General features: G+C 60.7%; 23 protein-coding genes and 3 tRNA genes. 20 read left to right on the plus strand and 6 right to left on the minus strand.

Translation table 11 applies throughout. The features are described 5' to 3' along the window. The first annotated feature begins 209 nt into the window (after window positions 1-209). Both ACB032_RS16655 and ACB032_RS16660 read left to right on the plus strand, forming a co-directional pair. Entirely contained in the window at window positions 210-1775 is a 1566-nt protein-coding gene (locus ACB032_RS16655; protein ID WP_371138362.1) for an AlkA N-terminal domain-containing protein, read from the plus strand. Continuing rightward, a complete protein-coding gene (locus tag ACB032_RS16660; RefSeq protein WP_077095319.1) occupies window positions 1772-2248 on the plus strand; it encodes a methylated-DNA--[protein]-cysteine S-methyltransferase in 477 nt (158 codons plus the stop codon). The genes ACB032_RS16655 and ACB032_RS16660 overlap by 4 nt, the downstream gene beginning before the upstream one ends. Before the next feature lie 15 nt (window positions 2249-2263). On the opposite strand, the gene ACB032_RS16665 is transcribed toward ACB032_RS16660, so the two are convergent. The 4 genes from ACB032_RS16665 to ACB032_RS16680 form a co-directional block, all read right to left on the minus strand. Beyond that, on the minus strand, window positions 2264-2926 hold the full coding sequence (locus tag ACB032_RS16665) for a class I SAM-dependent methyltransferase (RefSeq protein WP_371138363.1): 663 nt from the start codon (window positions 2924-2926) through the stop codon (window positions 2264-2266). A gap of 88 nt (window positions 2927-3014) precedes the next feature. After that, window positions 3015-4874, minus strand: coding sequence for a U32 family peptidase (locus tag ACB032_RS16670; RefSeq protein WP_371138364.1), 1860 nt, complete (start codon window positions 4872-4874; stop codon window positions 3015-3017). Window positions 4875-4976: 102 nt separating this feature from the next. Then, window positions 4977-5585 (minus strand): LysE family translocator, encoded by a 609-nt coding sequence (locus tag ACB032_RS16675; protein ID WP_016349742.1) that lies wholly within the window; start codon window positions 5583-5585, stop codon window positions 4977-4979. Window positions 5586-5713: 128 nt separating this feature from the next. After that, the gene (locus ACB032_RS16680; protein WP_371138365.1) at window positions 5714-6655 is read right to left on the minus strand and encodes a LysR family transcriptional regulator; all 942 of its coding nucleotides are present in this window, start codon (window positions 6653-6655) and stop codon (window positions 5714-5716) included. A 203-nt stretch (window positions 6656-6858) separates the two neighbouring features. Between ACB032_RS16680 and ACB032_RS16685 the strand changes: the two genes are divergently transcribed. The 11 genes from ACB032_RS16685 to ACB032_RS16735 all read left to right on the plus strand — a co-directional run bounded on the left by ACB032_RS16685 (window position 6859) and on the right by ACB032_RS16735 (window position 19604). After that, window positions 6859-7947, plus strand: coding sequence for a ketoacyl-ACP synthase III (locus tag ACB032_RS16685; protein ID WP_016349740.1), 1089 nt, complete (start codon window positions 6859-6861; stop codon window positions 7945-7947). A gap of 303 nt (window positions 7948-8250) precedes the next feature. Next, complete coding sequence (locus tag ACB032_RS16690) at window positions 8251-9465, plus strand: methyl-accepting chemotaxis protein (RefSeq protein ID WP_371138366.1); 1215 nt, start codon at window positions 8251-8253, stop codon at window positions 9463-9465. A gap of 9 nt (window positions 9466-9474) precedes the next feature. After that, window positions 9475-9843 (plus strand): response regulator, encoded by a 369-nt coding sequence (locus ACB032_RS16695; RefSeq protein ID WP_011704967.1) that lies wholly within the window; start codon window positions 9475-9477, stop codon window positions 9841-9843. Window positions 9844-9857: 14 nt separating this feature from the next. Continuing rightward, window positions 9858-10184 carry an STAS domain-containing protein gene (locus tag ACB032_RS16700; RefSeq protein WP_017408761.1) on the plus strand — a complete coding sequence of 109 codons (327 nt, stop codon included), beginning with the start codon at window positions 9858-9860 and terminating at the stop codon, window positions 10182-10184. A 26-nt stretch (window positions 10185-10210) separates the two neighbouring features. Then, window positions 10211-12424, plus strand: coding sequence for a chemotaxis protein CheA (locus tag ACB032_RS16705; RefSeq protein ID WP_371138367.1), 2214 nt, complete (start codon window positions 10211-10213; stop codon window positions 12422-12424). A gap of 15 nt (window positions 12425-12439) precedes the next feature. Beyond that, the gene (locus tag ACB032_RS16710; RefSeq protein ID WP_011704964.1) at window positions 12440-14362 is read left to right on the plus strand and encodes a methyl-accepting chemotaxis protein; all 1923 of its coding nucleotides are present in this window, start codon (window positions 12440-12442) and stop codon (window positions 14360-14362) included. Between the two features lie 12 nt (window positions 14363-14374). Continuing rightward, window positions 14375-14947 (plus strand): chemotaxis protein CheW, encoded by a 573-nt coding sequence (locus ACB032_RS16715; protein ID WP_016349735.1) that lies wholly within the window; start codon window positions 14375-14377, stop codon window positions 14945-14947. A gap of 75 nt (window positions 14948-15022) precedes the next feature. Then, window positions 15023-17191, plus strand: coding sequence for a methyl-accepting chemotaxis protein (locus ACB032_RS16720; protein ID WP_371138368.1), 2169 nt, complete (start codon window positions 15023-15025; stop codon window positions 17189-17191). Window positions 17192-17247: 56 nt separating this feature from the next. Next, entirely contained in the window at window positions 17248-18051 is an 804-nt protein-coding gene (locus ACB032_RS16725) for a protein-glutamate O-methyltransferase CheR (RefSeq protein WP_065476052.1), read from the plus strand. 10 nt (window positions 18052-18061) lie between these two features. Beyond that, the gene (gene cheD / locus ACB032_RS16730; RefSeq protein ID WP_011704960.1) at window positions 18062-18532 is read left to right on the plus strand and encodes a chemoreceptor glutamine deamidase CheD; all 471 of its coding nucleotides are present in this window, start codon (window positions 18062-18064) and stop codon (window positions 18530-18532) included. Between the two features lie 10 nt (window positions 18533-18542). Continuing rightward, the gene (locus ACB032_RS16735; protein ID WP_011704959.1) at window positions 18543-19604 is read left to right on the plus strand and encodes a chemotaxis response regulator protein-glutamate methylesterase; all 1062 of its coding nucleotides are present in this window, start codon (window positions 18543-18545) and stop codon (window positions 19602-19604) included. 73 nt (window positions 19605-19677) lie between these two features. Here the strand turns inward: ACB032_RS16735 and ACB032_RS16740 are convergent, their stop codons facing one another. After that, entirely contained in the window at window positions 19678-20910 is a 1233-nt protein-coding gene (locus tag ACB032_RS16740) for a cysteine desulfurase-like protein (protein ID WP_371138369.1), read from the minus strand. A 335-nt stretch (window positions 20911-21245) separates the two neighbouring features. Between ACB032_RS16740 and ACB032_RS16745 the strand changes: the two genes are divergently transcribed. The 7 genes from ACB032_RS16745 (at window position 21246) to ACB032_RS16775 (ending at window position 25278) form a co-directional block, all read left to right on the plus strand. Beyond that, window positions 21246-21330 (plus strand) — tRNA-Tyr (locus ACB032_RS16745). A 31-nt stretch (window positions 21331-21361) separates the two neighbouring features. After that, window positions 21362-21446 (plus strand) — tRNA-Tyr (locus ACB032_RS16750). A gap of 31 nt (window positions 21447-21477) precedes the next feature. Further along, window positions 21478-21562: transfer RNA gene (locus ACB032_RS16755), tRNA-Tyr, on the plus strand. 134 nt (window positions 21563-21696) lie between these two features. Continuing rightward, window positions 21697-21969, plus strand: a complete 273-nt coding sequence (locus ACB032_RS16760) for a hypothetical protein (RefSeq protein WP_371138370.1) — start codon at window positions 21697-21699, stop codon at window positions 21967-21969. 726 nt (window positions 21970-22695) lie between these two features. Continuing rightward, window positions 22696-23433, plus strand: coding sequence for an EAL domain-containing protein (locus ACB032_RS16765; protein ID WP_065476044.1), 738 nt, complete (start codon window positions 22696-22698; stop codon window positions 23431-23433). Window positions 23434-23666: 233 nt separating this feature from the next. After that, window positions 23667-25028 (plus strand): tRNA 5-hydroxyuridine modification protein YegQ, encoded by a 1362-nt coding sequence (gene yegQ, locus ACB032_RS16770; RefSeq protein ID WP_017408769.1) that lies wholly within the window; start codon window positions 23667-23669, stop codon window positions 25026-25028. Between the two features lies 1 nt (window position 25029). Continuing rightward, complete coding sequence (locus tag ACB032_RS16775) at window positions 25030-25278, plus strand: YfhL family 4Fe-4S dicluster ferredoxin (protein ID WP_005334896.1); 249 nt, start codon at window positions 25030-25032, stop codon at window positions 25276-25278. A 9-nt stretch (window positions 25279-25287) separates the two neighbouring features. Here the strand turns inward: ACB032_RS16775 and ACB032_RS16780 are convergent, their stop codons facing one another. Beyond that, a complete protein-coding gene (locus ACB032_RS16780) occupies window positions 25288-25566 on the minus strand; it encodes a hypothetical protein (RefSeq protein WP_371138371.1) in 279 nt (92 codons plus the stop codon). Window positions 25567-25570: the final 4 nt, after the last annotated feature.

The following is a 25570-nucleotide window of genomic DNA, read 5'->3' on the forward strand; positions in this document are numbered from 1 at the left end:
GGCTCTCTCCTCCTTGGATGTTGTTATCCCAGATTCGCACACTTGCCCCGCCAAACCGATCTGTTTTTCATACCCTGCAGTCGCGGGCGCGGCCTCGGTTTTATTTCAATTGCTGTCCGTTTCTGGCTAGTCATCGTCTTCGTTCCTGCTTAGTCTCTCACTCATCCGGGCCGCCGCGCCCACCCCGTTTTCGGCGCAAGGAGCCACCGATGCCAACAGATCACGCCATGACGATGTCGCCGACCACAGGGGATGAGGCAGGCCTGCCGCTCAGCGCCGAGCAGTGCCATGCCGCCCGCCTGACCCGCGATGCGCGCTTCGACGGCCGCTTCTTTACCGGCGTGCTCTCCACCGGCATCTACTGCCGGCCTGTTTGTCCGGCGCGGCCGCCACACGAGCACAACGTGCGCTACTTCCAAAGCGCCGCCGCAGCGGAGCAGCACGGCCTACGTCCCTGCCTGCGCTGCCGGCCGGAGCTCGCGCCCGCCGCCCCCGGCGATCTGCCGCCGACGCTGGCGCGCCTGCTGGCCCGGATCGATCGCGGCGAGCTGGCGGAAGGCTCGCTCACCACGCTGGCGGAACAGGCCGGCATCAGTGAACGCACGCTGCGTCGCCAGTTCGAGCAGCACCTCGGCGCCTCGCCGAAACAGGTGGAGCAGACGCGCCGGCTGCTGCTCGCCAAGCGACTGTTGACCGAAACCCGGCTGCCCATCACCGACATCGCGTTTGCGGCGGGCTTTGCCAGCATTCGCCGCTTCAACGATGCCTGGCAGCAGGCATACGGGCTGGCGCCGCGGGCCCTGCGCCGTCAGAGCGAGCCAACCGGCGCCGACGCTGCCCTGACGCAGGCTGCACCGCAGCCCGAGGAGGGGGCGATGCTCACGCTGCAACTGCCCTACCGCCCCCCGTACGACGTGGCGGCCATGCTGGCGTTCTACCGGCTGCGCGCCATTCCGGGGCTGGAGCGGGTAGATGGCGAGGGGTATGAACGCTGGCACCGGGTCGGCGATCAGCTCGCGCGGGTGCGCATCAGCCAGGGCAAGGGGCACAGCCTGCAGCTCAGCGTCCATGATCTGCCGCCCACCGCGCTGCCGGATCTGCTGTATCGGGTGCGCCGGATGTGGGATCTCGATGCCGACATGCAGCGCATCGGTACGCGGGTCGGGCAGGATCCGCTGCTGGCACGCCTGCAGGCGCGCTGGCCGGGGGTTCGGCTGCCCGCCGGCTGGGATGAGTACGAGGTGATGCTGCGCGCCATCGTCGGCCAGCAGGTGTCGGTCAAGGGGGCCATCACCATACTGGGGCGGCTGGTGGCCCGCACCGAGGCGCAATTCGGGGTGGCGCAGTTGCCCACCCCTGCCCAGCTGTGCGAGCTCAATCTGGACGGTATCGGCATGCCCGGCAGCCGGATCAGAACGCTGCAGAGACTGGCGCAGGCGCTGGCCAGCGGCGAGTTGAACTTGATCAGCGCCAGCGATGAACAGCTGCTGGCGCTGCCCGGTATCGGCCCCTGGACGGTCGCCTACTGGCGGCTGCGCTGCGGGCTGGATCCGGATGCCTTTCCCGCCTCGGATCTGGTGCTACTGAAGGCGCTGGGGGGCGGCACCAAGTTGCCGGTGAAGGCGGTATTGGCCCACAGCGAAAGGTGGCGGCCCTGGCGCGGCTACGCGGCGAGCTGGCTGTGGCATGCCATGAGCGAGGAGCCGGCCCTGCTGACCGAGCCAGTACCAGGCCACGCAGCAAGCGACAACCAAGCAGAGGAGACAACCCCATGATCCGCTACGATATCTTGCCCAGTCGCTGCGGCGATCTGCTGGTGGCCATCGACGAGCGCGGCCTGCTGCACGTGGACTTCGTGGCGGGGCTGCGCGCGCTGCCCGACATGAGTGGCTGGCGACAGGACAAGGTGGTGCTGGCCCCTTTTCTCGCGCAATTTGAGGCCTATTTTGCCGGCCGCCTGCAACGCTTCACCCTGCCGCTCGCACCAAGAGGCACGGCGTTTCAGCAAGCGGTCTGGCAGGCGCTGTGCGACATTCCCTACGGCGAGACCCGCAGCTACAGCGACATCGCCCGCGCCATCGGCAAGCCCAATGCGGTGCGGGCGGTGGGTGCCGCCAACGGCCGCAACCCGCTCTCGATCATCATCCCCTGCCACCGGGTGATCGGCCAGAACGGCAGCCTGACCGGCTATGCGGGGGGCTTGCCCATCAAGCAGGCGCTGCTCACTCTGGAGGGTATCTCTGGTTGACGACACGGCGCCCACTCACAGGCGCTCGGCCAGCCAGCCATGGAACCCGAGCGCCTGAAAATAGCGCCGACCAACGCCAAAGCCCGCCGCCTGCAACAGGTGTCGGGTCTGTTTCTCATCGAGGGGAAAGAAGTCCTGAGCCAGGCGCAGCACCATCTGTTCACTGGCGCTCCGAGGCAGACCGGCACGGTGTGCGTGCAGCCCCATCACGGCGCGCTCGTCATCGTCTTGCGCAGCCATCAGGTCGGCCAGCAACAGAGGGCCACCGCGCCTGAGCTGGCGGGCGATGTCGGCGAGCAGTGCCGCCTTGTGTTCCTGCGGCAGAAAGTGCAGCACCAGCAGACAGAGTGCACCGTCACACGCCATGCTGTCGGCCGGCAACGGCCCCTCCCACCATGTGATCCGCGCCGCCATCCCCGCCTGCTCGGCTTGCCTTCTGGCCTGCGCCAGCATGTCGGCGGATATGTCCTGGGCAATGAACTGCCAGCAGGGACACTGGCTCCCCAGCAACAGCAGTTCGCTGCCCGTGCCGACCCCCACCAGCAGAACGCGTGCCTCCGGCCCAAGCCGTCCCATCAATTGGGACGCGCTGAGCTGGTGCAGCAGCTCATAACCGGGCACCAGCCGGGTAATGCGCTGGTCATAATCCAGCGCCCCCTCTCCATTGAATCGCGTCATCCTCGCCTCTCCTCCCCGAGAAAACTCCTTGATAGGGCCTGCCGCCGGGAGAAGGTAAAGCATCAGATGTCGGGAGAGGTGAGCTTCATCAACGCTTCAAACTCCCCATCACATGCATTTCGCAGCGGGGGCAGTCAAACCGCAGGCGGAAGATGTCCTTGCCCATCTTGAGTTCCAGCGGCTCGGCCTTGAGGCCCGGTACCTCGTTCGGGCAGAGGTTCTGGCTGTAGCGGATGCAGTGTTTGGTGATCATCAGCACCACTTCCCGCTCCTCCTTGTTCGCCTCATAAGCGGGCGCTATGCGCTCCACCCCGTGCTCGCGGAAGAACTGTTCGGCCGCGCTGTTCAGCACGTTGCCAAGATAGGAGAGACGGTGCTGGGTATAGTGGATATCCCGCAGCGCGATGCGCCGTTCGGGGCGCTGGTAGCTGGCCAGACGGGCAGCCTCCAGTGCGGCGATACCCTCCCGGCGCAAACCGTTGAGCATGGATGCGGCAATGAATAGCGGGTGAGTAAACGCCAACTCAACCTTGCGCGCTACAAACAGGGTATTGCCGAGTTTGCCGAGTTGGTCGCGCGCCTGTTGCAGCGCCCGCTCCGGATTGTCGGCCGGCTGCTTGTCGCAGGGGAGCGCGACGGCGGCGCTGATGCCCTGCTCGTCGGTAAGCGTGAGGCGCAAGCCCTCATCGCACTCTGCAAGCACCATATCGACCCGGATGCGGCGATCCGCACTGGCCTTCTCCAGCACCTTGCTGAATGCCTGATCGTGGTTGCGGTAGATTTCTGTGCCTACCTTCAAGCCCGGCATGCGCTCTGACAGGAGTAACTGCTTACCTTCCACCTTGTTCAGACGCATCCCCACCAGCTCGTTGTTCGGCTTGAAGAAGCCAAGGCCATCGCCGTTGTTGAGGCTCACGGGCTTGCCATCGATCTCGATGCCATCCTTGGTGACTCTGGTGACCCGACCCAACGGCTCACCCACGTATTTCGGGCTCTTGGTGGAGTCGATCCCGGGCTGGCGGCCATGAAGGAAATAATCGGTGCTGCCGCGGTTGAAGCTCTTTTTGGGATCAGGCGTGAAGCTGTAGCTGCAACGGCCGGCCGAGGAGGCCACCAGATCGCTGCGGCTATCCAGAATGGCATCGAGCTTCTGCCGATACCAGGCAGTGACGTTCTTGACGTAATCGAGCCCCTTGAGACGCCCCTCAATCTTGAAGGAGCGGATCCCCGCCTCGATCAGCGCCTCCAGGTTGTCGGTCTGATCCATATCCTTGAGGGACAACAGGTGGCTGTCAGCCACCAATACCTCGCCATCCGGTTTTTGCAGCGAGCAGGGCAGGCGACAGAGCTGGGCACATTCGCCACGGTTGGCACTGCGGCCGGTCCGGGCATGGCTGATGTTGCACTGACCGCTGTAGGAGACGCAGAGCGCGCCGTGGATAAAGAACTCCAGCTGCACGTTGGTCGATAAACTTATCTCGCGGATCTGCGCAAGGGACAGCTCACGCGCCAGCACCACCTGGGAGAAGCCCACATCCTGCAGAAATTTCACCTTCTCCGGGGTACGGTTGTCGGTTTGGGTACTGGCATGCAGCGCAATGGGGGGCAAGTCGAGCGCCAGCAACCCCATGTCCTGCACGATCAGCGCATCGGCACCGGCTTCGTAGATCTGGTGAGTCAGCCGCCGGGCCAGCTCCAGTTCGTGATCGTGCAGCAGGGTGTTGAAGGCGACGAAGACCTGGGCACCGAAGCGATGGGCATGGCGCGCCAGCGCTTCGATATCCTCGAGGGAGTTGCCCGCCGCGCTGCGGGCGCCAAAGGCAGGGCCGCCCATGTAGACGGCATCGGCGCCGTGGTTGATGGCTTCGATGCCGTAGGCGAGGTTCTTGGCCGGAGCCAGCAGCTCCAACCGGTTGGTGTGGCTTAACGGGTGCTTGTTCTGGTGCATGGTCTCGGGATCAGGGCGGACAGCAAATGGGCGCCACTCTAGGGCATTGCCACCCTCCCCGCCTTGATCCCGCTTAAGATCACCGCAAAATACAGGATTGGATCAGAGCACCACCTTCAGGGCCAGCCCTAGCAGCACCAGACCGCTCACCTTGTCGATGACGAAGGACTTGGCCTTGAGCCAGGCAAGCACGGGGCCACGAGAGAGCACCAGCGCCACCAGCACGTACCAGACAGCGTCGATCCCGCCGGCGGTCAGCATCATGATGCCACCTTCGCGCCAGCCGGTGTCGGCATGCACAAACTGGCTGAACAGAGCGATGAAGAAGACCGCGAGCTGGGGGTTGAGAAAGGCCACCATAAAGCCTTCGAAGGCGCCTTGCCGACCGCGCAGCTGGTGCACCTCTTCGCTCGCCTCCCCCTTGGCAGGCTTGGCCAGCAACGCCTTGACCCCGAGCCAGGCGAGAAATGCGGCGCCGCCGTAGCGGATAACGTCAAACAGCAGCGGGGTCTGGGTGATCAGGATGGCGAGGCCAAGCGCCGTGATCAGCGCATAGATGCCAACCCCGAAGCCGTGGCCAAGCGCGGTGGCCACACCGTGCCCCTGCCCTCCCTGTACCGTGTTGCGGATGATCAGCGCCAGACTCGGCCCCGGGCTGATGGCGCCCATCACGCAGATTGCGGCCAGTGCCAGCCAACTCGTCAGTTCCATGGTGTTCCTTGTCTCAAGCGGAAGATGAATGTCTGCGCTCAGGGTAAAGGGCCCCTGGTTATGCCAGAAGTGAAAGTTGGGAATAGAACCCATAGCCAACGGCTATAGGCCAACACAAGCGTCTGTTGCTAGCGGGGCGAATTCAACACCTTGCGGCTCGCCGCCACCGTGCGCTGCAGGTGTTCGCGCAGGAAGGGATAGGCCAGTTCGCGAAACCACTTGTGGGCCGGATCCTGATGGTGGCGCTGGTGCCACAGCAGATGATACTGCTGGGTACGGCTGACAAACGGCAGATCACAAAAGTGCAGGGCGTGCTCGCAAGAGAGCTGCCAGGCAATGTGAGCCGGGGTGGTCAGCAGGCAGTCGGTGCGCAACAACACCTCCACCGCCGCCTGAAAGAAGGGCACTCGGGCAAACCAGCGCCGGGACAGCCCCTGCGGTGCCAGTACCTGTTCCACCGGGCTGTCCTTGTCGCCACCACCGCTCACCTGCAGGTGAGGCCAGGCAAGGTAGTCACCAAGACTGAGCGCCCGCCCCGTCAACGGGTGGTGGCTACCCATCAACACCACCAGCCGATCTTCCCCCTGATGCAGGCCGCGGATCTGATCCGGCACCAGTTCGGTGATGGTGGAGACCATGTCCAGCTCGGATTGCCACAGCTGCGGCAGCAGGCGCTTGTCCCACAGGCTGTACTCCAGCGCCGCCAGCGGCGCCTCCCTGGCCAGCGCCGCGCAGATATCCGGCAGGATGTGCTGGGCCACGTAATCGGAGGAGGCGAGCCGGAACACCCGCTCGCAGCGGCTCGGGTCAAAACCGGGGGCCTCGTAGAGCCGCTCCAGCGCACCGAGGGAATCCGCCAGCTGGGCAGCCAGCGCCTCGGCCCGTGGCGTCAGCAGCCAGCGCTGCCCCTCCCGCACCAGCAACTCGTCGCCAAACTCGCTGCGCAGCTGGCCGAGCTGCTTGCTGATCGAGGGCTGGCTCAGGTGCAGCAGCTCCGCCGCCCGGCTGATGTTGCGAGTCTCCAGCAGCACCTTGAGGGTGGGCAGCAGATTGAGATTGGCTTTGTGCAAGGGGGGAGTTCCATCCAGTGGCGAAAGCCCTATCTTAGGGCAGCCAAGCCCTGTGGTTTAAGCGAAATTTCCCGTCAGCCCCCGCAACCTGGCGTGACCCTATTGCCAGATAACCATGACCACAAGATGACAGTGGTTGCCCCGTGCGGCATAATTGCGCGATTTTCCGCCCGCGGGCGATCCACTTGAGAAGCGGTAACAAGATGAAATACGCCAATATCACAGGCTGGGGCAAATGCCTGCCTCCCTCCGTACTGACCAACGACGACCTCAGCACCATCATGGATACGTCGGATGAGTGGATCTACCCGCGCACCGGTATCAAGGCTCGCCGCATCTCCCACGTCAGCACCTCCGATCTGGCCACCCTGGCCGGACGTCGTGCGCTGGCCTGCGCCGGGCTGGAAGCCAGTGACCTCGACGGCATCATCCTGGCCACCGCCACGCCGGACAACCTGCTGCCAAGCGCCGCCTCCGCGGTGCAGAAGAAGCTGGGTGCCGTCAATGCCGCCGTGTTCGACCTCAACGCCGCCTGCACCGGTTTCGTCTACTCCCTCTCGGTCGCCACCTCGCTGGTACAGACCGGCATGATGAAGAAGGTGCTGGTGATCGGCGCCGAGCGACTCACCTATCTGCTGGACTGGGCCCGTCGCGATACCGCCGTGCTGTTTGGCGACGGCGCCGGCGCCGTGGTGATCGAGGCGAGCGAGCAGGAGAGCGGTCTCATCGCCAACAAGCTGGGCTGTGACAGCGAGGCGCGCGAGATCCTGCACGTACCGAACTTCGGCACCGATCGGGTGCGCTTTGCCGACATCGACGGCCTGTTTACCTTCAACTTTGAAGGCCAGGAGATCTTCAAGCGGGCCGTACGCGGCATGGGCGAAGCCACCAACACGGTACTGGCACAGGCTGGCATCGCTCCGGAGCAGATCGATCTTATCGTGCCGCACCAGGCCAACATCCGCATCATCGAGACCCTCGCCAAGCGCATGAACGCGCCGATGGAGAAGGTGATGGTCAACATCGAGCATTACGGCAACACCTCCGCCGCCACCGTGCCCATCGCCCTGTGCGAGGCACTGGAGCAGGGCCGCGTCCAGCCGAACAGCTATCTGCTGACCGCCGCCTTCGGTGCTGGCCTGACCTGGGGCGCCGCCATCATCAAGTGGGGCGATCGCGTGACGCCCATCAAGGCGTGCGAGGCTGAACTGCCGCCGTGCGACAAGAGCGCGCTCGAGCTTATCGCCCATGCCGTGGAAGGGTGCCAGAAGGCCCACGCCGACGAAGCGTAAATCCACACATACAGCACCAAGAGCCTGCCAATGCAGGCTCTTTTTATTGCCGCACCCAGCACTTCTCCCCTCCTCCCAGGCTCCGGCCCTCTCACCGCTGTCACTCCCGCCAATGGCCCTGTGACAGTCGCCATATTCCAATTTTCTCAGTAGCGCCCCCCGAATAGGACCAATTTGTAACCAGCCCATTTTTTTGCGCTAACCTTACTGAGCTATTGATAACTAGCAAGTTGGCGCTTGGGTCCCTACCTGAAGGGACGGCGGTTCACCTTCTTCCATCCATATGCAGGGGCAAGTTCGCGTATGACAGACAACACAAGGGCACACTCCTCCCCTTTCTGGGAGCCTGTCAGCTGGGCCTGCGGCCTTGGCCTGGGCCTGTTCAGCACCCTGCTGCTGGTACTTGCAGGCAGCCCCTTGCCGTATCTGCTGGCCAACCTGGTGCTGGCCGTGGCTGCCACCCTCTGGAGTGCCCGCCACTACCACGCCAAACCTGCCGGCCAGCCCGATGAACAAGAACAGACTCCGTCATGGTCCGCTGCCGGGCTCAACCACTCCATCATCGGGCTCGAGCAGGTGTGCGAAAAGGCCGTGCCCATCTGGTCGCAACAGATTGAAAACTCTCGCCAGCAAACCGAAGGGGCCATGATTGACCTCACCCAGCGTTTTGCCGGGCTGACCACCAAGCTGGAAGAGGCGGTCGCCGCCTCCCACAACGCCGCCGGTGATCTGGGCGGCGAGAAATCGGCCGGGATGGCCGCCGTGCTGGCCGAGAGCCAGGCCCAGCTCAATCAGGTCGTCGCCATCATGCACTCCACCCAGGCCAACCGTGACGCCATGCTGGCAGAGATAAAAACCCTCACCGCCTACACCATCGAACTCAACACCATGGCGCTCGACGTGGCCAAGATAGCCTCCCAGACCAACCTGCTGGCCCTCAATGCCGCCATCGAAGCGGCCAGAGCCGGTGAAGCGGGTCGTGGCTTCGCCGTGGTAGCGGACGAGGTGCGCACCCTGTCGCGCCTCTCCAGCGAGACCGCCCAGAAGATGACCGACAAGGTCGATACCATCAATACCGGCATCGGCCGGGCCTTCCAGATTGCCGAGAGTGCGGCGGGGCGGGATCAGGCCGCCGTCAGCGACGCCGAACACGCCATCGAACAGGTACTGGAGCGCTTTCGGATGGCCACCACCAGCCTGGCCGAGTCGGCAGCCCTGCTGCAGAGCGAGAGTACCGGGATCCACCGTGAGATTTCCGATGTCATCGTGTCGTTACAGTTCCAGGATAGGGTCAGTCAAATCCTTGGCCATGTTCGTCAGAACATGGACAGCCTCAACGATCACCTGATCTCGTCGCGCACCAGAACGCACCAGTCCGGCCCCATACAGATCGATGCGGAAAGCTGGCTGGCAGACATGGAACTCTCATATGCCACCGATGAGCAGCGCAATATCCATCACGGTCGCAAAACCCCGACGGCAACCCCATCCAGCAACGCTGATGTCACTTTTTTCTAGGAGAGAGATATGGCCAAAACAGTCCTGATCGTGGATGACTCGGCAACCATACGCCAGGTCGTCGGCATGACGCTCAAGGGCGCCGGTTATGAGGTGATGGAGGCTTGTGACGGCAAGGACGCCCTCAAGAAACTCGACGGCAAGAAGATCAACCTCATCATCAGCGACGTCAACATGCCGAACATGGACGGCATCAGCTTCGTCAAGGAGGCCAAGAAACTGGCCAGCTACAAATTCACCCCGGTGATCATGCTGACCACCGAATCCCAGGACAGCAAGAAGCAGGAAGGACAGGCTGCGGGAGCCAAGGCCTGGGTGGTCAAGCCGTTCCAGCCGGACCAGATGCTGGCTGCCGTCGCCAAGCTCATCATGCCCTGAGTCGGGAGGCATTCATGCCGCTGCATATCGAAACGGGCGAAGAGAAGACGGTTGTGGCCATTGCGGGTGAGATGACCATCTATACCGCAGCCGAACTCAAACAGGCGCTCACACCCCTGCTCTATCGCCAGCAAGAGCTAGAGCTGGATCTCTCCCAGGTCAGCGAAATGGACAGTGCCGGCCTGCAACTGCTGCTGGCCGCCAAGAAGACGGCGCTGCAGGGCGGCTATCCGCTGCATCTGGTCATGCACAGCCATGCGGTACTCGATGCCCTTGAGCTGTGCCAGCTGGCAACCTTCTTCGGCGATCCCACACTCATCCCCCACCCCGATCACGCCTAGCCGGTTCTGCGGACAAGGAGTCATTCGTGAGCATCAATCTTGATCAAGCACTGCAAACCTACATCGCCGAGGCGCGTGAGCTGCTCGAGGAGATGGAGTCCGCACTGCTGACGCTGGAAAACGAGCCGGACAATAGCGAGCTCATCGGCGCCATCTTCCGGGCGGCCCACACCATCAAGGGCTCCGCCGGCCTGTTTGGCCTGCAACCCATCGTCAGCTTTACCCACATCGTCGAAGATCTGCTCGATCAGGTGCGCAACCAGCAGCTGGCGATCAGTGAAGCACTCATCAAGGATCTGCTGGAGAGCCGGGATCACATCGAACGCCTGGTCAGCCTGGTGGCCGAGCAAGGGGAAGCACTCGGTGCGGATGAGCAGGCTCAGGATGAGCAGCTGAGAAGCAACCTGGCACGCCATCAAAACACCAGCCAAGCCGGCCTGCCGGAACATAACCCACCGGCCGAGACCAGCCCGGTCAGCAAGGAGGAAGGTCATGTCAGCGCCACGTCTCTGTGGCACATCTCCCTGCGCTTTGGCCCGGATGTGCTGCGCAACGGCATGGATCCCACCTCTTTTCTGCGTTACCTCGGCACCATGGGTACCCTCTGCGCCATCGAGACCATTCACCATGCTCTGCCCGACTGGGAACATTTCGATCCGGAGAGCTGCTACTTGGGCTATGAACTCGATCTGGATACCCAGGCCGACAAGAATGCCCTGAGCGATGTGTTCGAATTCGTGCGCGATGACTGTCGCATCACCATTATCCCTCCCCACAGCAAGCTGGCCGAGTACATCGACCTCATCAATGCCCTGCCGGAAGACAACGAGATGCTGGGGCAGCTGCTGGTCAAGACCGGCGCCCTGACGGCCAGCGAGCTGGTACTCGGGCTGCAAGCCCAGCATGAACAGCCGCAGACCGACGCCGGTAGACTGGGAGAGATCCTGATTGCCCAGGGTGCCGTCAGCGAGGTGGTGGTGGATGCCGCGCTCAAGAAGCAAAGCCAGAGCAAGGAGAGCAAAAACAAGGAGGGGCGCTATGTCCGGGTCCATGCCGACAAGCTGGATGACCTGATCAATCTGGTGGGCGAACTGGTGGTCGCCAGCTCGGGAGCCAACCTGCTGGCTCAGCGTTCACGGGACAGCCAGCTGCAGGAGGCCAACTCCACCATTGCCATGCTGGTCGAAGAGATCCGGGATGGGGCGCTGCGCCTGCGCATGGTGCCCATTGGCGATACCTTCAACCGCTTCCAGCGGGTAGTGCGGGATGTCAGCCATGAACTGGACAAAGACATCGCCTTGGTCATCACCGGCGGCGATACCGAACTGGACAAATCGGTGGTGGAGAAGATCGGCGACCCCTTGATGCACCTGGTACGCAACGCCATGGACCACGGCATCGAATCGGCTGACAGAAGAGTGGCCGCCGGCAAGCCGGCACGGGGCACCCTGACTCTCAACGCCTATCACGACTCAGGCAGCATCGTCATCGAAATCCAGGACGATGGCGCCGGCCTCAACAAGGCCAAGATCCTGCAAAAGGCGCAAGAACGCGGCCTGGTGACCACCAATGCCACTCTGACGGACCAGGAGATCTACCAGCTCATCTTCGAACCCGGCTTCTCCACGGCGGAGGCCATTACCAATCTCTCCGGCCGCGGGGTGGGCATGGATGTGGTCAAACGCAACATCCAGGCCCTGCGCGGCAGTGTCGAACTCGACAGTAGACCCGGCCTCGGCACCCGGGTCCAGATCCGGCTGCCGCTCACTCTGGCCATCATCGATGGTTTTCTGGTACGCGTCAGCACGACCCACTACGTCATCCCCCTCGACATGGTGATCGAATGTGTGGAGCTGACCCAGAGCGCGCTGGCTGATACCCAGGGGCGCAACTACATCAATCTGCGCGGCGAAGTGCTGCCTTTTGTCCGGCTGCAACACTATTTCGATGTCGAGGGTACCAGAGGACGCCGGGAAAACATCGTGGTCGTCAGCCACGGCGGCAAGAAATCCGGCCTGGTGGTCGACGAGCTGCTGGGTGAATTCCAGACCGTCATCAAGCCGCTCGGCAAGCTGTTCCAGCGCCTGCAGGGGATCAGCGGCTCCACCATTCTGGGAGGCGGTGAAGTTGCCCTCATTCTGGATATCCCCTCTCTCATTCAGCACGCCATCGAACAGGAGCTGGGCCAGCTGAGCCAGTACGCCATTCCACGTCTGCAAACCCAACCTAGAGTCAATTAACGCCAGGAGCCTGTCATGTTCAAAAACTCCACCATCAAGCTGCGACTCACCATTCTACTCTGCCTGCTCTGCGCACTGCTGCTGGGAGTGGGTGCATTAGGGCTCTACAACATGCAGAGCAGCAACAAGGGTCTGCAGCGGGTCTACAACGATCGGGTGGTGCCGCTCAAACAGCTCAAGACCATCTCAGACAATTATGCCGTCGCCATCATCGACAACGTCAACAAGGCCAATGCGGGCCTCATCAGTGCCGAAGAGGCGCGGCAGCAGATCCAGCATGCCCAGCAGCAGATCAAGCTGGAGTGGCAGCATTACCAGGCCACCAAGCTGACCGAAGCCGAGCAGAAGCTGTCAGCCGAGGCCAACAGCCTGTTCAGCGCAGCGGATCGGGATATTACCCGGCTGGAAGCATTTCTCTCGACCCAGCGCGGTGTCGTCACCGGCATGCTCAACGAATTTGACGGCAAGCTTTACAGCTCCATCGATCCCATCGGCGGCAAGATAACCGAGCTGGTCAGCCTGCAGCTCGACGTCGCCAAATCCGAGTACGAGCAGGCGCAGGCCTGGTACGACGTCATGCTGCTCACCATGCTGGCGGTCGTTGCCGCGGGCATGGTGGCTGCCGCCTGGTTTGGCATCGTCCTTATCCGCAGCATCATCTCCCCCATCAACCAGGCACTGCAGGTAGCCAACCACCTGGCCGAAGGCAACCTCGATGTGACCATCGACATCGGAGCCCACGACGAAGCCGGACAACTGCTGCTGGCCATGCAGAACATGGTCAACAAGCTGACCGCACTCATCAACGACATCGAGACCCTGGTGACTGCCGCCGTCGAGCAGGGAAACTTCAGTTACAAGATCGAACTGGATGGACGCCAGGGCTACATCAAACGGCTGTCCGAACTACTCAACCGTCTATCCAACGTCACCGATACCAGCCTCAACGATGTGATGCGCATCGCCACCGCCCTGTCGCGGGGTGATCTGACCCAGAAGATAGAACAACCCTATCCGGGTATTTTTGGCCAGACCAAGGATGGCCTCAACAGCACCATAGAGGCGCTGACCGCCATCATCGAAGAAGTGCGCAACGCCGCCGACAACCTGACCAATGCCTCCAATCAGGTCAGTACCACGGCCCAGTCCCTGAGCCAGGCCACCAGCGAACAGGCTGCCAGCGTGGAAGAGACCAGCGCTTCCATCGAGCAGATGAGCGCCAGCATCAACCAGAACACCGACAACGCCAAGGTCACCGACAACATGGCCAGCAGTGCCGTGCTTGAAGCCACCGAAGGTGGCCGCTCGGTCCAGCAGACGGTGGCCGCGATGCAGCAGATCGCCCGCAAGGTCAGCATCATCGACGACATTGCCTACCAGACCAATCTGCTGGCACTCAACGCCGCTATCGAGGCAGCAAGGGCCGGTGAACACGGCAAGGGGTTCGCGGTGGTGGCCGCCGAGGTCCGCAAGCTGGCCGAACGCAGCCAGATAGCGGCGCAGGAGATAGGCGAGCTCTCATCGAGCAGCGTCGATACTGCCGAGAAGGCCGGCAGCCTGCTCGACAAGATAGTGCCCTCCATTCGCAAGACTTCCGATCTGGTGCAGGAGATCAATGCCGCCTCCGGTGAGCAGGCCAGCGCCGCCAACCAGATAAGCCTCGCCATGAGCCAGCTCAACCAGGTAACCCAGCAAAACGCCGCCAGCAGCGAGGAGCTGGCAGCCACGGCCGAAGAGATGAGCTCTCAGGCCAACGAGCTGCAGCAAACCATGGATTTTTTCTCGCTGGAGAACCTGAGCAAACCGGCAAGGACTCACGAAAGCGGACATAAAGGATTGCCCCCCAGAGGCAAATTTGTCATGCCGACCCAGCACCCACTGCACGGCAATACGGCAGCGCAACCTCAGGTTGACGAGGCCGATTTTGTCCGTTTTTAACCGGAGAGCCCCATGAGCATGTCTACCGAAGTGGCCGTCCAACCCGGCACGCTGGCCCCTGATAACCAGGGCGATGCCCAGTACCTGACCTTTCTCATCAACGGCGAGATGTTTGCCATCAATATTCTCGGGGTCAAGGAGATCATCGAATACGGCAACATCACCCCCATTCCCATGATGCCGAGCTTCATCCGCGGCGTGATCAACCTCAGGGGAGCCGTGGTCTCGGTGGTGGATCTCAATGCCCGCTTTGGCAATGCCCCTTCCAGCATCACCCGCCGCAGTTGCATCGTCATTATCGAGGGAGTGCATCCGGACGACCCTGAACACGGCAATCAGGACATCGGCGTGGTGGTCGACTCCGTCTCCGAGGTGCTGACCATTCCCTGCAATGAGATAGAGCCGCCACCGAGCTTCGGGGCTCGCATCCGGGCGGACTTTATCAGCGGCATGGGCAAGGTAAATGGCAAATTCGTCATCCTCATCAATACCGAGAAGGTGCTCTCCATCGACGAAATGGCACAGCTCAGCGAACTGACCCAGCAGCAGGAACGGTTGCTGGAACAGAAGCCACAAACACCGTGATTCAGGCGTAGCAAGCAACAAGAGTGTCGCTCACCACACCACACAGCAATGACATGTCGCACAAGGATAAGGCTCATGACTCAATCATTTTTTGGCAATCTGTTCGGCAACGGCAGCGCTCATGCCTTGCTGCAGGAACAACTGCTCCAGCTCATTGGTGCAACCCGATCGCTCCAGCAGAGGATCAGACAAGGCGACCAATCAGCCCAGCTTGAGCTGGGTTCGCTCAGCGGCCCGCTGCGGGAACTCTGTCAGGAGTTCAATACCGTGCTGGCGCTGCTGGGGGAGCGCCTTAGCAACACCCTCGCCACCATCAGTGCCAACCAGACCCTGTATGATGAAAACCTGCGAGTGCGCAAGGCGCTGGATGGGGCCTCGACCAATGTGATGATCGCCGATACCAATCTCGACATCGTCTATATGAATGAAGCCGTACTCGCCATGCTGGGCCAGGCCGAATCGGACATTCGCAAGGATCTGCCCAATTTTGATGTCAGACAGCTGATGGGCAAGAACATTGATACCTTCCACAAAGACCCCTCCCATCAGCGCAGCATGCTGGCCAAACTGAACAGCACCTATCGCGCCCAGATAACCGTCGGGGGGCGTATCTTCTCGCTGATCGCCAATCCGGTCTTCAACGATGGCGGCGAACGGCTTGGCTCCGTTGTCGAGTGGGCCGATCGGACCAAGGAGATCGCTATCGAGAATGAGATGAAGGCAGCCAGCGCTGCGGCCAAGATCGCCGCAGCAGAGAGTTTGCGCGTCAAGAAGGCGCTCGATGGTGCCAGCACCAACGTGATGATCGCCGACACCGATCTCAACATCATCTACATGAATGAATCCGTCAAAGAGATGCTGAGCCTGGCTGAATCCGATATTCGCAAAGAACTCTACAACTTCAATTCAGCCACCCTGATGGGGGCCAACATCGACAGCTTCCACAAAAATCCGGGCCATCAGCGCAGCATGCTGGCCAAGCTGAACAACACCTATCGCACCCAGATCCTGCTCGGCGGGCGCACCTTCTCGCTCATCGCCAACCCAGTATTTAGCGACGATGGCGAACGGCTCGGCTCCGTGGTCGAGTGGTCGGATCGCACCAAGGAAGTCGCCATCGAACGGGAGATGTCGGAGATCGTACAGGCGGTGATCAACGGCGAACTGCACCGCCGCATGGATCTGACCGGCAAGAATGGCTTTTTCCAGACCCTGGGAGAGGGCATCAATCGCATCGCTGAGGTGATCGACACCAGCCTCAACGACGTGATCCGGGTGGTGCAATCCCTGGCCAGAGGCGACTTGACCCAACAGGTCGAGGCCGACTACCCCGGTGTGTTTGGTACCACCAAGGACTCCCTCAACCAGACCATCGTCTCGCTGACCAATATCGTCACCGAAGTACGGGGCGCATCCGACAATCTCTCCAGCGCGGCCGAGCAGGTCAGCGCCACCGCCCAGTCCATCAGCCAGTCAAGCAGCGAACAGGCTTCCAGCATGGAAGAGACCAGCGCCTCCATCGAGCAGATGAGCGCCAGCATCAACCAGAACACCGACAATGCCCAGGTCACCGATGGTATGGCCAGCAAGGCCGCCAAGGAGGCCGTGGAAGGCGGTGAGGCCGTCAAGCTCACGGTCGATGCCATGAAACAGATCGCCAAGCGGATCGGCATCATCGACGACATCGCCTACCAGACCAATCTGCTGGCCCTCAATGCCGCCATTGAGGCCGCCCGGGCCGGGGATCACGGCAAGGGCTTCGCCGTGGTGGCCGCCGAAGTGCGCAAACTGGCGGAGCGCAGCCAGGTAGCGGCCCAGGAGATTGGCGAGCTGGCCTCTAGCAGTGTCGACATGGCGGAGAAGGCGGGCCGTCTGCTCGATCAGATGGTGCCCTCCATCAACAAGACCTCGGATCTGGTGCAGGAGATCAGCGCTGCCTCCGCCGAGCAGTCCACCGGCGTCAGCCAGATCAACATCGCCATGAATCAGCTGAGCCAGGTCACTCAACAAAATGCCTCCTGCAGTGAGGAGCTGGCCGCCACCGCCGAGGAGATGAGCAGCCAGGCAGAGCAGCTGCAACTGGCAATGGAGTTCTTCACGCTGGAACAGCACAAGCACGGCGCCAGCCAGAAGGCTCCGGCCCGTGGTGGCCCACGGGGGCGCTTCATGCACGAGGGCAACGGCCAGGAAGGTGTAGGCACCACACCCCGCCCTCACAATGACGCCGACTTTATCCGCTTCTAGCCTGATGCGGGTGGGCCAAGCTCACCCGCATCCCGCTCACCGCAGGGAGTTTGCGCGTGTATCAGACCCAGTTGCATGATGATGAATTTGCGCAGTTTCAACGCTGGATCCACCAGACGGCGGGTATCGACTTGTCACCGGCCAAGAAGGCCCTGGTAGCCAGCCGCCTGTCAAAACGGCTCTGCCACTACGAGCTGGAGAGCTACGGCGACTATTTCAGCCTGATCATGAATAACCGGGGGGCAGAGCTGCAGGTCGCACTCGATCTGCTCACTACCAACGAGACCTATTTTTTCCGCGAACCCAAGCACTTTGAATTTCTCGGCAACAAGGTATTGGCACAACTGCCAAAGGAGAGGGCCGTGCGGATCTGGAGCGCGGCCAGCTCTTCCGGTGAAGAGCCCTACAGCCTGGCCATGACCCTGGCCGACAATCTGAACCATGGCGGTTGGGAGGTGATCGCCTCGGATATCTCGACCCGGGTGCTGGAGCAGGCCAGAGCGGGACAATATCCCATCGAGCGGGCCCACAACATCCCGCTGCCATTTTTGATGAAGTACTGCCTGAAAGGGGTCGGTTTTCAGGAAGGCACCTTCATCATCGATCGCAAGCTGCGTGAGAAGGTGCAGTTTCATCACATCAATCTGAATCAGGAGCTGCCCGACATCGGGCTGTTCGACGTCATCCTGATCCGCAACGTGATGATCTATTTCAACCGGGAGACCAAAGCGCAGGTACTGCAACGGTTGGTACCGCGCCTGCGCAAAGGGGGCTATCTCATCGTCAGCCATGCCGAGAGCCTGAACGGTCTGCCCCACGGCCTGCAACTAGTATCGCCTTCCATTTATCTGAAACCATAAGGGTTTCAATATGAGAGAGGTCTCGCTGCAACCCGGTGAATTCTATTTTGGGCAGGATGACACCATCATCCGCACCCATCTTGGTTCCTGTGTGGCCATTACCATGTGGCACCCGGAACAGAAGCGAGGCGGCATGTGCCACTACATGCTGCCCAGCCGCGGCCACAGCACCATGAGTCTGGACGGCCGCTATGCCGATGAGGCAATCCAATTATTTATCAATGAGATAAGCAAGTACCCCGCCCCCATCCACGAATACGAGGTCAAGTTGTTTGGCGGCGGCAACATGTTTATCGAACAACAAACGCTCAACACCATGAATGTGGCCATCAGAAACATCAAGGCCGCCTGGCAACTGACCCAGCACCTGGGCCTCACCATCAAGGCCCACCATCTTGGCCATGCGGGACACAGAAGCCTGATTTTTGAGCTGGCCAACGGCAATGTCTGGGTGCGTCATCACCGCTTGCCACATCGCTAAGGGGACGGGAATGAAACAGATCAAGGTCATGCTGGTGGATGATTCCGCCGTGGTCAGGCAGGTATTGCAGGCCATTCTCGAGCAGGAGCCGGATATCAAGGTCATCGCCACCGCGTCTGATCCGCTGTTTGCACTGGAGAAGCTGAAGAAGGAATGGCCGGACGTGATCGTGTTGGACGTGGAGATGCCGCGCATGGACGGCATTACCTTCCTCACCAAGATCATGGCCGAACACCCCACCCCTGTGGTCATCTGCTCCTCCCTGACCGAGAAGGGGGCGGAGACCACGCTGCAGGCCATGGCCGCCGGCGCCGTGGACATCATCACCAAGCCCACCGTCGGCCTGAAAAGCTTTCTGCAGGAGTCGGCGCAAGAGCTGGCCATGGCGGTACGCGCCGCCGCCCAGGCCAATGTCAGACGACTGGCCAAAGTGCCCGCCCCCAGCGTCGCCCCCAAGCTCAACGCCGACGCCATCATGCCCGCCGCCAGCCAGCATGCCATGGCCCAGACCACCGAGCGGATCGTGGCGATCGGTACCTCCACCGGCGGCACCCAGGCGCTGGAGGCCGTGTTGACCACCCTGCCCCGGGTCTGCCCCGGCATTGTCATCGTGCAGCACATGCCGGAGAAGTTCACCGCTTCGTTTGCCGAGCGGCTCAACAGCCTGTGCCAGATAGAAGTGCGGGAGGCCAAGAGCAATGACAGGGTGATCCCCGGGCTGGCGCTGATCGCCCCCGGCGGCAAGCACATGCTGCTCAAACGCAGCGGCGCCTACTATCATGTCGACGTAATGGACGGCCCCCTCATCAACCGCCACCGCCCCTCGGTGGACGTGCTGTTTCGCTCGGTGGCCAAGTTTGCCGGCGGCAATGCCACCGGCATCATCATGACCGGGATGGGGGATGACGGCGCCCGCGGCTTGCGGGAAATGCTGGAGGCGGGCGCCAACACCTTCGCCCAGGATGAGGCCTCCTGCGTGGTCTTCGGCATGCCCAAGGAGGCCATCAAGCTTGGCGCCGCCCGCCATGTCTTGCCGCTGCAGGATATCCATCACGCCATCGTGGGCCGCTAGCAGGCAGCAGAGAGCAGCAGAGAGCAGCAGAGAGATGAGACGACACAGCCCGGCATGACCGGGCTGTTTTATATCAATGCGGCATATCGTCAAGCAGGGCAAACAGGCGGTCAATCTCGGCCGAGGTGTTGTAGTGCATGCAGCCTATGCGCAGCACCCCATCGCTCACACCCAGTTGCTCAACCAGTGCCAAGGCATAGAAATGGCCCGCCCAGCTGCATACCTGATGCTGCCCCAAAAACTCGGCCATTTCGGCCGGGGTATGGCGATTTGACGTCAGAGCGAAGGTCGGGGTGCGCCCCTGGCTGCCGTGAATGCCGTGCAGGGTGAACCAGGGCCTCTCAGCCAGCTTGGCCAGCAGGTGCTCGCTGAGCTGGCGTTCATGGGCCTGGCTGCGGGCAAACGCCAGATCGAGGCGAGCTTCCAGCTCATGCTCTGCGCCATCCAACCCGGACAGGGAGGCCAGATATGCGACGGTGGCCTCCACCCCGGCCAGCGCTTCCCAGCTCTGAGTACCGGTCTCCCACTTGTAGGGCGCCACGTTCTTGGCCGGTGCAACCTTGTAGGGAGTGAAATGCGCCAGGTGGCGATGCTTGCCATAGAGGATACCGAGGTGCGGGCCGAAGAATTTGTAGGCGGAACACCCCAGAAAATCGCAATCCCAGGCCTGCACATCGATACGCTCGTGGGGAGCAAAGTGAACCGCATCCACATAGAGCAGCGCCCCTACCCCGTGCACCACATCGGCGATGCGAGGGATATCGACCAGAGTGCCGGTAGTATTGGAGGCCGCCGTCACCGCCACCAGCCGGGTCTTGGGCCCCAGCAGGCTGAACAGATGCTCATAGTCCAGCCCGCCGCTGGCCACGTCCACTCTTGCCTGATGCACCACCACGCCGCGATCCACCGCCGCTTGCTGCCAGCTGGAGACATTGGAGTAGTGATCGAGCGCGCTGACGATGATCTCGTCACCGGCCTGCCACTCCCGCGCCAGCGCTCGGCTGAGCGCAAAGGTCAGGGTGGTGAAGTTGGCGCCAAACACTATCTCCTCTGCCCGCTCAGCCCCCAGCAACGTGGCCACCGCCAGCCTGGCCCGCAGTGCCTGCTGCTCGGTCACCCTGGCCGAGAAAAAGGGGCCGCCCAGATTGGCATTGAAGTGACCGAGGTAGTCGGTCATGGCGGTGAGTACGGCATGTGGCACCTGAGCGCCACCGGGGCCGTCGAAGAAGATGGGGGCTTTACCCTCAACCAGCTGATTGAGAGCGGGAAACTGGCCGCGCAACACGGCGATATCGAGAGCCTGCATAGGGAGAGTCCACAATCCATGTTAACAGCTGAATAACATAGCGAGAGTAAAATGCGGCAGCAGCAATGTCCATCAAGGAAGCGGTCGGCCATCACACTTAGAAGAGAAGGTGATTTTTTCAGTACAAAACGCTACTCGACGCATGTTGTCTGATGGTGCTTCACACCCGCGATGAGTCCTGGATCCGCTCTGACAGCGACAGGGAAGTCGTTGATAAGCGTGAAAAATGAGCGACAAATATCAAAAAATGACCGAATGGCACTTTTTTATCGCCAGATAGGCCCACCAGGGGTTCACAAAGAGCGAAGATCTGATAGTATGCGCCTCGCACTTGGGGAGGGGTTCCCGAGCGGCCAAAGGGATCAGACTGTAAATCTGACGGCTCTGCCTTCGAAGGTTCGAATCCTTCTCCCTCCACCATTCAAGTGCAACAATCAGGAAAATACCCCGTGGAGGGGTTCCCGAGCGGCCAAAGGGATCAGACTGTAAATCTGACGGCTCTGCCTTCGAAGGTTCGAATCCTTCTCCCTCCACCATCTTCCTGAACACAATATGCAAGGCCCCTGTGGAGGGGTTCCCGAGCGGCCAAAGGGATCAGACTGTAAATCTGACGGCTCTGCCTTCGAAGGTTCGAATCCTTCTCCCTCCACCATCATTCAAGAAAACCCGGCCCAGTGCCGGGTTTTCGCTTTTCATGCCTTTCTCCATTTGACACTGTCAGATCTGACAATTGCCTGCCGGTCCGCTTTTGGAAACAGTATTGCCATCGCATCAAGAGACATGACCATGTTCGAGATCTGGGATGAAAAGGGACAGGCAAACGGGCTGAGTCTGCCGCAGCTGCAGCAACGACTGAGCTCCTATCGCGGCGAGGTGATGGTGCGCTACACCAACCGCATCGGCCTGCCCACCACCCTGTTTCTGACCGTCGACCAGGGCCTTGCCTATCAGCGCTTCAAAGCCGATACCCCCCTGCTCGACTGGGCCTGGCTGGCACAGGCCGTACAGCCGGAGCAACACAAACAGTCATTGCTTCCACTTGAAGCAGTTGCTCCCTGAATAGTTGTATGTATCAATAGATAAGTAAATGGGAAAAACTATTTAAGAGAACAGATTAAATATTTAAAATTTTACTTTATATACTCCATCCAATAAGAACATGCATTAATAATAGCTTACTATTTAAAATCATCTAGGTAGCAATGAAATTTATAACATCATACATGATGTGATCTGTTATCTATCCCAGATTATTAATATTTATAAATAATCAGAGCGCTTACGCCCTATTCTCCGAAACAATTAGTCTGAACGAACTCGCCACCTGACCCCCGTTCTATAAAAAGCTCGAATGTCCCATGGCTGGCGTCATCATAAGTCACGTCATGAATGGCAATCTTTACAAACACCGTCGACCCCCTGATGGCGAAGCAATTTCAAATGTGTTCTTTGCTGGCTAAGCATGTGATCATATAAAGTCTCGATACTGATTTCTGCTGAACAGCAAAAAAAAGATCAAATATACTTTCCTCATTACCATTCCAAGCGTCTATCTATACAAGAGGGATGAGTGGAATCATCAACACGGCGAGGCGTTGCGGCTCTTTAATAATCATCCCACCGTATATTTACCGGGCCAGTCTATGACGCAAACGAGTCAGCGTTAATCGGAATAGTCCTATATTGCAGGCATTAATTAACGTTAACTATCAGACGATTCCTACAGGCTTTTCCGATCTCTTCTGCTGTATTATCCGCAGCCCTATCGGTCAACAGGTGAGTGCCGTGTTTGCATTTCAAGAAGAGTACCCAATAAGTGACATGGCAAGCATCGCGGTGGCCGATCTTGCCGTGCCCTTCTATCAGCCGATCATCGGTCGGGATCATCAGGTCAAGGGTTATGAGGTGCTGGCCAGACGCTGGGAGCCGGCCCAGCAGAGCTATCAGGGCATCGACTTTGCCTCCCTCAGTGAGGAGCAATCCCTCCATCTGGACATCGTCATGCTCAGGGCCATCATGCGGGATCTGCCGACCCTGGCGCAGGCCGGACCCTATTTTCTTTCCATCAATCTCAACCCTACCCTGAACAGCCCCACCTATCAAAACCTGTTGCTGCTGGTGCTGATGCAGGCGCGCAAGCTGGGGATCGAGGTCTGGTTCGAGGTGCTGGAACAGGCCCCGCTACAGCGGCAGCACAGGGCGCTGATCGAGGTACTGCGCAGCCACGGTGCCCATATCGCCTGCGATGACTTCGGCACCCTGGAGTGCAATTTCCAGCGCATGCTGGCGCTGCCCTACGAGGTCATCAAGCTGGATCGCTCCCTGCTGCTGCAAGCCAGCAAGACACCCCATGCCCTGCGCATGCTGACCGGTCTGGTGGAATACCTGCAGCGGCTCGGCATGAAGGTGGTGTGCGAAGGGGTCGAGACCCTGCAACACATCGAAATCGCCAACCGGCTCGGTTGTGACTATCAGCAAGGCTACGCCTACGCCATGCCCTCCCCCCTCTCTCGCTGGGCCTGAACCGCCCCTTTTTTGGCCGCCGACTCGCGCCGGGGACGTTCCCCTGCCAAATTGCATGATGCGGTGAGGGCGAGTACAATCTCGCACCCCGTTTATCCGGTGCCTGCTGCTGCAGCCCGGATATGCCGTTATCGGGTCGCGCCGAGCGAGTACCCACTCCCGGCGCAGCTCAACCCATACGGCGCCATCAGGTGGCGCCGTCCTGATTTGCAATCAGATACGAAGAGTCCGCCATGTTTAAACCAGAATTGCTATCCCCCGCAGGTTCCCTCAAGAACATGCGTTACGCCTACGCCTATGGCGCCGATGCCGTCTATGCCGGCCAACCCCGTTACAGCCTGCGGGTGCGCAATAACGAATTCGATCACGAGAACCTGCAGCTCGGCATCAACGAAGCTCATGCCCTCGGCAAACAGTTTTACGTGGTGGCCAACATCCAGCCCCATAACTCCAAGCTCAAGACCTTCATCCGCGACATGCGTCCGGTGGTGGAGATGAAGCCGGATGCGCTGATCATGTCCGACCCTGGTCTCATCATGATGATGCGCGAAGCCTTCCCCGACATGCCTATTCACCTGTCGGTGCAGGCCAACGCGGTCAACTGGGCCACGGTGAAGTTCTGGCATCAGATGGGCCTGACCCGGGTCATCCTCTCCCGCGAACTGTCGCTGGACGAGATCGAGGAGATCCGCATGCAGGTGCCGGAGATGGAGCTGGAGGTGTTCGTTCACGGGGCGCTGTGCATGGCCTACTCCGGCCGCTGCCTGCTCTCCGGCTACATCAACAAGCGTGACCCCAACCAGGGCACCTGCACCAACTCCTGCCGCTGGGAGTACAAGGTGCACGAAGGCAAGGAAGATGACGTGGGCCAGATCGTCCACCGTCAGGAGCCCATTGCCATCCGCCCGGACAACACCCTGGGCCTGGGCAAACCGACCGATGCGCTGGTGCTGCTGGAAGAGTCCAACCGTCCGGGCGAGTACATGAGCGCATTCGAAGACGAGCACGGCACCTACATCATGAACTCCAAGGATCTGCGCGCGGTCGAGCACGTCGAACGACTGACCAAGATGGGCGTGCACTCGCTGAAAATCGAAGGCCGCACCAAGTCCTTCTACTACTGCGCCCGCACCGCCCAGGTCTATCGCAAGGCCATCGACGATGCGGTCGCCGGCCGGCCGTTTGACCGCAGCCTAATGGGCACCCTCGAAAATCTGGCCCACCGCGGCTATACCGAGGGCTTCCTGCGCCGTCACAACCACAGCGAATACCAGAACTACGACTACGGCTACTCGGTCTCCGACACCCAGCAGTTCGTTGGCGAGATCACCGGTCGCAACGGTGACATGGTGGAAGTCGAGGTGAAGAACAAGTTCCTGGTGGGCAACAGCCTGGAACTGATGACCCCGCAGGGCAACCTCAGCTTCAATCTGGAGCAGATGCAAAACCGCAAGGGCGAGCTCATCGACACCGCGCCGGGCAACGGCCACGTGGTCTATGTGCCGGTGCCGAAGGAAGTGGACGTTGACTACGGCATCCTGCTGCGCAACCTCGGTGAGCGCCAGGATACCCGTCAGCCGCACTCGGCCGCCTGAGATGGCACTGCTCATCACCGACAAGTGCATCAACTGTGACATGTGCGATCCCGAGTGTCCGAACCAGGCCATTAGCCTGGGCGAGGAGATCTACGAGATCGACCCCAGTCGCTGCACCGAGTGCGTCGGTCACTACGAGAAGCCGACCTGCATCAGTGTCTGCCCCATCGACTGCATCATCTGGGATCCCGCCCACGTGGAGACCGAAGATCAGCTGATGGAAAAGTTCGTGCGGATGCATCGGCAGTAACTTCGGCATCTACTCTACATGGACTGCATCCTCCGGGATCCCCTCCATACGGTGGAAACCGAAGATCAACTGATGGAGAAGTTCGTACGGATGCACCGGCAGTAACATCGGCATCAGCGTCTGCTCTACATGGACGGCATCCTCCGGGATCCCGCCCACGTGGAGACCGACGATCAGCTGATGGAAAAGTTCGTGCGGATGCACAGGCAGTAACTTCGGTAACCCGCAGGTCGCTGACGACACATAAAAAAGCCCCGCATGCGGGGCTTTTTGACGTTTGGCGCTCACGGTA

The organism is Aeromonas sp. S5(2024) (genome assembly GCF_041403025.1).
GTDB classification, from domain to species: Bacteria; Pseudomonadota; Gammaproteobacteria; order Enterobacterales; family Aeromonadaceae; genus Aeromonas; species Aeromonas hydrophila.